14 protein-coding genes are annotated in these 6,669 nt (G+C 65.2%); all 14 read right to left on the bottom strand.

Annotated elements, in window-relative coordinates:
• Window positions 1-7: 7 nt before the first annotated feature.
• Entirely contained in the window at window positions 8-328 is a 321-nt protein-coding gene (gene rplX, locus JJL56_RS15730) for a 50S ribosomal protein L24 (RefSeq protein WP_109070628.1), read from the bottom strand.
• Entirely contained in the window at window positions 325-693 is a 369-nt protein-coding gene (gene rplN / locus JJL56_RS15735) for a 50S ribosomal protein L14 (protein WP_012973215.1), read from the bottom strand. The genes rplX and rplN overlap by 4 nt, the downstream gene beginning before the upstream one ends.
• A 17-nt stretch (window positions 694-710) precedes the next feature.
• Window positions 711-965 carry a 30S ribosomal protein S17 gene (gene rpsQ, locus JJL56_RS15740; protein WP_014241029.1) on the bottom strand — a complete coding sequence of 85 codons (255 nt, stop codon included), beginning with the start codon at window positions 963-965 and terminating at the stop codon, window positions 711-713.
• 12 nt (window positions 966-977) lie between these two features.
• Window positions 978-1,184: a 50S ribosomal protein L29 gene (rpmC, locus tag JJL56_RS15745; RefSeq protein ID WP_145626350.1), complete on the bottom strand. Its 207-nt coding sequence runs from the start codon at window positions 1,182-1,184 to the stop codon at window positions 978-980.
• Window positions 1,181-1,612, bottom strand: coding sequence for a 50S ribosomal protein L16 (gene rplP / locus JJL56_RS15750; protein WP_014241031.1), 432 nt, complete (start codon window positions 1,610-1,612; stop codon window positions 1,181-1,183). The genes rpmC and rplP overlap by 4 nt, the downstream gene beginning before the upstream one ends.
• A gap of 15 nt (window positions 1,613-1,627) precedes the next feature.
• The gene (gene rpsC / locus JJL56_RS15755) at window positions 1,628-2,404 is read right to left on the bottom strand and encodes a 30S ribosomal protein S3 (RefSeq protein WP_014241032.1); all 777 of its coding nucleotides are present in this window, start codon (window positions 2,402-2,404) and stop codon (window positions 1,628-1,630) included.
• A gap of 1 nt (window position 2,405) precedes the next feature.
• Window positions 2,406-2,801, bottom strand: a complete 396-nt coding sequence (gene rplV, locus JJL56_RS15760; RefSeq protein WP_014241033.1) for a 50S ribosomal protein L22 — start codon at window positions 2,799-2,801, stop codon at window positions 2,406-2,408.
• A 3-nt stretch (window positions 2,802-2,804) separates the two neighbouring features.
• Window positions 2,805-3,083: a 30S ribosomal protein S19 gene (rpsS, locus tag JJL56_RS15765; protein WP_014241034.1), complete on the bottom strand. Its 279-nt coding sequence runs from the start codon at window positions 3,081-3,083 to the stop codon at window positions 2,805-2,807.
• A gap of 12 nt (window positions 3,084-3,095) precedes the next feature.
• Entirely contained in the window at window positions 3,096-3,923 is an 828-nt protein-coding gene (gene rplB / locus JJL56_RS15770) for a 50S ribosomal protein L2 (RefSeq protein WP_145626349.1), read from the bottom strand.
• 16 nt (window positions 3,924-3,939) lie between these two features.
• Window positions 3,940-4,257, bottom strand: coding sequence for a 50S ribosomal protein L23 (locus tag JJL56_RS15775; protein WP_145626348.1), 318 nt, complete (start codon window positions 4,255-4,257; stop codon window positions 3,940-3,942).
• The gene (gene rplD, locus JJL56_RS15780; protein ID WP_035675055.1) at window positions 4,254-4,874 is read right to left on the bottom strand and encodes a 50S ribosomal protein L4; all 621 of its coding nucleotides are present in this window, start codon (window positions 4,872-4,874) and stop codon (window positions 4,254-4,256) included. The genes JJL56_RS15775 and rplD overlap by 4 nt, the downstream gene beginning before the upstream one ends.
• A gap of 5 nt (window positions 4,875-4,879) precedes the next feature.
• On the bottom strand, window positions 4,880-5,590 hold the full coding sequence (gene rplC, locus JJL56_RS15785; RefSeq protein ID WP_145626347.1) for a 50S ribosomal protein L3: 711 nt from the start codon (window positions 5,588-5,590) through the stop codon (window positions 4,880-4,882).
• Between the two features lie 60 nt (window positions 5,591-5,650).
• A complete protein-coding gene (gene rpsJ, locus JJL56_RS15790; protein ID WP_014241039.1) occupies window positions 5,651-5,959 on the bottom strand; it encodes a 30S ribosomal protein S10 in 309 nt (102 codons plus the stop codon).
• 456 nt (window positions 5,960-6,415) lie between these two features.
• Window positions 6,416-6,669, bottom strand: a 254-nt coding sequence (locus JJL56_RS15795) for an EF-Tu C-terminal domain-related protein (RefSeq protein ID WP_486598831.1), incomplete at its 5' end; no start/stop codon positions are given.

Here is a 6,669-nt window from a genome sequence, read left to right on the forward strand (position 1 = left end):
CCGGTCCTCACACGTCGATGACTTCGCCGGACCGCTTGGCGACACGCACCTTGCGGCCATCCTCAAGGATCTTGAAACCGACGCGGGTCGGCTTGCCGTCCTTGGGGTCGACATGAGCAACGTTCGAGACGTTGATGGGCGCCTCGAACTCAACGATACCGCCCTGCGACGTGGCGCTCGGACGCTGGTGCTTCTTCACCACGTTCACGCCCTGCACGACGACACGGTTTTCCGCCGGGATGACCTTGAGGACCTCGCCGGTCTTGCCCTTGTCCTTGCCGGCAAGGATGACGACCTTGTCCTTGGTCTTGATCTTCGCGGCCATCACAGCACCTCCGGCGCCAGCGAGATGATCTTCATGAACTTCTTGCCGCGAAGCTCACGAGTGACCGGCCCGAAGATACGCGTGCCGATCGGCTCGCCCTGCTTGTTGATCAGCACGGCGGCATTGCGGTCGAAACGGATCGCGGACCCGTCCTCCCGGCGCAGTTCCTTCGCGGTGCGGACGATGACGGCGCGATGCACGTCGCCCTTCTTGACGCGGCCCTTCGGAATGGCCTCCTTGACCGAGACGACGATGACGTCGCCGACGGTGGCCACCTTCCGCTTGGACCCGCCAAGCACCTTGATGCACTGCACCCGGCGCGCCCCGCTATTGTCGGCGACTTCCAGGTTGGTTTGCATCTGGATCATGGTTTGTACCCTTCCGTTTACGCGGCGCCGCTAACGGCGGCGGACTCAAGCACGACCGTCCAGCGCTTGCGCTTGGAGATCGGGCGGCATTCGATGATCGAAACGGTATCGCCGACCTTGAACTGGTTGCCCTCGTCGTGGGCGGCGTACTTCTTCGACTGACGAATGAACTTCTTGTACACGGGGTGCATGACGCGGCGCTCGACCAGGACGATAACCGTCTTGTCGCCCTTGTCGCTGACCACCGTGCCCTGCAGAACGCGGCGAGGCATAGGTAGCCCTCCTTACTTGCCGGCTTCGGCTGAGCGCGAACGCTCGCCGAGGATCGTCTTGATGCGCGCGATGTCGCGACGCACCACCTGCACCCGCGCGGTGTTCTCCAGCTGGCCGGAGGCCCGCTGGAAGCGCAGGTTGAACTGTTCCTTCTTGAGCTGGAGGAGCTGATCGTTCAGCTCCTCGTTGCTCTTCGCACGAACGTCGACGGGCTTCATGCCGCCACCTCCTCACCGCCGCCGAGGCGGGTCACCAGCTTTGTCTTGATCGGCAGCTTGGCGGCCGCCAGGGCGAACGCTTGCTTTGCCACATCCGCGGGCACGCCGTCCAGCTCAAACAGGATACGGCCGGGATGAACGCGGGCCGCCCAGTACTCGGGCGTGCCCTTACCGGAACCCATGCGGACTTCGGCAGGCTTGGTGGAGACCGGCAGGTCCGGGAACACGCGGATCCACACGCGGCCCTGACGCTTCATGGCGCGGGTGATCGCGCGGCGGGCCGCCTCGATCTGACGGGCCGTGATGCGCTCCGGCTCCAGGGCCTTGAGGCCGAAGGAGCCGAAGTTCAGCTGGGTGCCGCCCTTCGCGTTGCCGTGGATGCGGCCCTTGTGGGCCTTGCGGTACTTGGTACGCTTCGGAGAAAGCATCGCTCGTGCCCCTTACTAGCGGTCAGCCCGCTCGGAGCGGTCACGGTCGCCGCGACCGCGGCCCCCACGCTCCTCACGGTCACCACGCTCGCGACGCTCGCGACGCGGCTCGCCATCGGTCGACACCGGCTCGGTGCCCATGCGCTTGTCCTGGGCCATCGGGTCGTGCGCCATGATCTCGCCCTTGAAGACCCACACCTTGACACCGCAGGTGCCGTAGGTGGTCTTCGCGGTCGCGGTGCCATAGTCGATGTCCGCACGCAGGGTGTGCAGCGGAACGCGACCCTCGCGGTACCACTCCAGGCGGGCGATCTCGGCACCGCCGAGACGACCGGAGCAGTTGATCCGGATGCCCTGGGCGCCCAGACGCATGGCCGACTGCACGGCGCGCTTCATGGCGCGACGGAAGGCCACGCGGCGCTCGAGCTGGTTGGAGATGTTCTCGGCGATGAGCTTGGCATCGATCTCCGGCTTGCGGATCTCGATGATGTTCAGGCTCACCTCGCCGCCGGCCATCTTCGACAGCTCGGTGCGCAGCTTCTCGATGTCCGCGCCCTTCTTGCCGATCACCACGCCCGGACGGGCCGAGTGGATGGTGACGCGGGCCTTCTTGGCCGGACGCTCGATGATGACGCGCGAACAGCCGGCCTGCTGCAGGCGGCCCTGCAGATAGCCACGCAGCTTCAGATCCTGGTGCAGCAGGTTGGCGTAGTCGCGCTTGGCGAACCAACGGCTGTCCCAGGTCCGGTTGATGCCGAGGCGCAGCCCGATCGGATTGACTTTCTGACCCATCTTACTCGGCCCCTTCGGCAGCGGCGGCGTCGCGCTCACGCACGATGATCGTCAGGTTGGAGAACAGCTTCTCGACCCGCGCGCCGCGCCCACGGGCACGGGCGTGGAAGCGCTTCATCACCAGGGCGCGGCCGACCGTCGCCGAGGAGACGTACAGGCGGTCCACATCGAGCTGATGGTTGTTCTCGGCGTTGGCGATCGCGGCCTGGAGGACCTTCTTCACCTCGCCGGCGATGCGGCGCTTGGAGAAGGTCAGCTCGGCCACGGCGCTGCTGGCATCCTTGTTCCGGATGAGCTGGGCGACGAGGTTCAGCTTGCGCGGGCTGGTGCGGATCATCGGATTGGAGGCGATCGCCTCGTTCTCCGCGATACGGCTGGGGTTGGAGGGCTTGCCCATGGCTTACTTCCTCTTCGCCTTCTTGTCCGCCGCGTGCCCGTAGAAGGTGCGCGTCGGAGCGAACTCACCGAACTTGTGGCCGATCATGTTCTCGGTCACCAGAACCGGCAGGAACTTGTGGCCATTGTACACGCCGAACGTGAGACCCACGAACTGCGGCAGGATCGTCGAGCGACGCGACCAGATCTTGATGATCTCGTTGCGGCCCGAAGCCCGCGACTTGTCCGCCTTCTTGAGCAGGTAGCCGTCGACGAACGGGCCCTTCCAAACGGAGCGTGCCATCGTCCGCCCTCCTTACTTCGAATGACGGCGGCGCAGGATCAGGCCATCCGTCTTCTTGTTGTGACGAGTCTTCTTGCCCTTGGTCGGCTTGCCCCACGGCGTGACCGGATGACGGCCACCCGAGGTGCGGCCTTCACCACCACCGTGCGGGTGGTCGATCGGGTTCATGGCGACACCACGGACGGACGGACGGATGCCCAGCCAACGGCTGCGACCGGCCTTGCCCTTGTTGGTGTTCATGTTGTCCGGGTTCGACACGGCACCCAGGGTGGCCATGCAGTCGCCGCGGACCACGCGAAGCTCGCCCGAGGGCAGCTTCAGCTGGGCGTAGCCACCGTCGCGGCCGACCAGCTGCAGGTAGGTGCCGGCCGAACGGGCCAGCTGACCACCCTTGCCGGGCTTCAGCTCGACGTTGTGCAGCACCGAACCGACCGGGATGTTCTTCAGCGGCATGGCGTTGCCGGGCTTCACATCCACCTTCTCGCCGGCCACCACCGTGTCACCCACCTTCAGGCGCTGCGGCGCCAGAATGTAGGAGAGGGTGCCGTCCTCATACTTGATGAGGGCGATGAAGGCCGTACGGTTCGGATCGTACTCCAGGCGCTCGACGACCGCCGGGACGTTGAACTTGCGGCGCTTGAAGTCCACCAGACGGTAGACGCGCTTGTGACCGCCACCCATCCGGCGCGCGGTGATGCGGCCGGTGTTGTTGCGGCCGCCGGACTTGGTCAGGCCCTCGGTGAGGGTCTTGACCGGCTTGCCCTTCCACAGCTCCGAGCGGTCGACGATGACCAGCTGGCGGAGCGACGGCGTAATTGGGCGATATTGCTTCAGAGCCATCGGATCACACTCCCGCTCAGATGCCCGTGGTCACGTCGATCTTGTTCCCCTCGGCGAGGGTCACGACGGCCTTCTTGAAGTCCGAGCGACGGCCGATGGTGCCGCGGAAGCGCTTGGTCTTGCCCTTGGAAACCAGGGTGTTGACCGCCGTCACCTTCACGTTGAACAGCCCCTCGACCGCCGACTTGATCTCCGGCTTGGTCGCCGACAGCGGCACGCGGAACGTCACCTGATTGTGCTCCGACGCCATCGTCGACTTCTCGGTGATCACCGGAGCCAGGATGAGGTCGTACATCCGCTCCTGGCTCACCGCAGGTTTCGACTGCTTGCTCATTTCAGGCGAGCCTCCAGCTGCTCGACCGCGTTGCGGGTCAGGACCAGCGTATCGCGGCGAAGAATGTCGTAGACGTTGGCGCCCTGCTCCGGCAGCACGTCGATCAGCGGGATGTTGCGCGAGGCCCGAGCGAAGTTCTCGTTCAGGTTGGCGCCATCGATGATCAGAGCCGAGGTCAGGCCGAGCGAAGCGAGACGGACAGCCAGTTCCTTGGTCTTGTGGCTCTCGGCCGAAGCGGCGTCGAGGACCAGGAGCTTGCCTTCCGCGGCCTTGGTGGACAGCGCGGTCTTCAAGGCCAGCTTGCGGACCTTCTTGGTCAGGTCGTGCTCGTGCGAGCGGACGACCGGGCCGAAGATGGTCGCACCGCCACGGAACTGGGCGGAGCGCATGGAGCCCTGACGGGCGCGGCCGGTGCCCTTCTGGCGGTACGGCTTCTTGCCGGTGCCGGAAATCTCGCTGACCGTCTTGGTCTTGTGGTTACCGGCGCGGCGCTTGGCCAGCTGCCAGTTGACCATGCGGGCCAGGATGTCCGTGCGGGACGGAAGGCCGAAGATCTCGTCGGCCAGCTCGATCTCGCCGACGGTCTCGTTGTTGAGGTTCTTAATGGTCGCCTTCATGGCCATCACTCCTGCGGCTCGGCGGCGGCTTCGGCGGCCGGCGCAGCCTTGATCCCGGCGGGGAACGGCAGACCTTCCGGAGCCTTCTTCTTCACCGCGTCGCGGATGCGGAGCCAAGCCCCCTCGGCGCCCGGAACGGCACCCTTGAGGAAGATCAGACCGCGGTCCTCATCGACCGACACGACCTTCAGGTTCAGAACCGTGACCTTCTCGTCGCCGAGATGACCGGCCATCTTCTTGTTCTTGAAGACCTTGCCGGGGTCCTGGCGGTTACCCGTCGAACCGTGCGAGCGGTGCGACACCGACACGCCGTGCGTCGCGCGCAGACCACCGAAGTTCCAGCGCTTCATCGCACCGGCGAAGCCCTTGCCGATGGAAGTGCCGGTGACGTCGACGAACTGGCCCGGGAGGAAATGCGCAGCCGAGAGCTCGGCGCCGACCTCGATCAGCGCGTCGGCATCGACGCGGAACTCGACCAGCTTACGCTTGGGCTCGACGCGCGCTTTGGCGAAATGCCCGCGCTGCGGCTTCGTGACGTTCTTCACCTTGATGGCGCCTGCGCCGAGCTGGACGGCGGTGTAGCCATCCTTGTCCTCGGTGCGGACGGCGACGACCTGGCAGCTGTCGACTTTCAGCACAGTCACCGGCACGTGCTGCCCGTCGTCCGTGAAGACGCGGGTCATGCCGACTTTCTGCGCGATCAAACCGGATCGCATTGTTCTTTATCTCCTGACCAGGGACATCCTCAGAGGGAGAGGTCCCTCAACAGCAACGAATTAGAGCTTGATCTCGACGTCCACACCGGCAGCGAGGTCGAGCTTCATCAGCGCGTCCACCGTCTGCGGCGTCGGATCGACGATGTCGAGCAGACGCTTGTGGGTGCGGATTTCGAACTGCTCGCGCGACTTCTTGTCGACGTGCGGCGAGCGGTTCACCGTAAACTTCTCGATCTGCGTCGGCAGCGGGATCGGGCCCCGCACCCGAGCACCGGTCCGCTTGGCGGTGTTGACGATCTCGCTGGTCGACTGGTCGAGCACGCGATGATCGAACGCCTTCAAGCGGATGCGGATGTTCTGGCTGTCCATGTCCAAACGTCCCTTGCACCTCGTTTCGGTGGCGCGACTGCGCCACCGGCACCCAAAAACTGTCCCCCGGGGACCCGCGGCGGCAGGCGAACCTGCGCCGGCTCACCGAAGCGGTGGGCGGCGGTTCGTCTGTCCGATCTGACGGCCGATACGAAAAAGAACATCCCCCGCATCGCAATGCGGATGGATGTTCCTGGCAGCAACCGGTGCAAGTGGAGCTTGCGGTGCCGTTCGTGATCGGGCTGCGTCTAGGCCGGACGTGCCTACTACCAACCCAAATTCCAGAGGGCGTAACGTGTATGCCCTAGGCGCCCCGGTGTCAACCCACATTTTCCCCCCTTGTGACAGGAGGGTGACGGGATCGGTCCGGTTCGGCGCGTCACGCCGCATTATCGCGGATCGGCCATGCAAAAAGGGGCCGGCCCGCGGGCCGGCCCCCTTTCACAGAACGGAACCTTACTTGATGATCGAGGCGACGACGCCGGCGCCGACCGTACGACCACCCTCACGGATGGCGAAGCGCAGGCCCTCGTCCATGGCGATCGGAGCGATCAGCTCGACTTCCATGGAGATGTTGTCGCCCGGCATCACCATCTCGGTGCCTTCCGGCAGCTTCACCATGCCCGTCACGTCGGTCGTGCGGAAGTAGAACTGCGGACGGTAGTTGGTGAAGAACGGCGTGTGACGGCCACCCTCTTCCTTCGTCAGGA

The organism is Azospirillum aestuarii, from assembly GCF_016632405.1.
Lineage (GTDB): Bacteria > Pseudomonadota > Alphaproteobacteria > Azospirillales > Azospirillaceae > Azospirillum > Azospirillum aestuarii.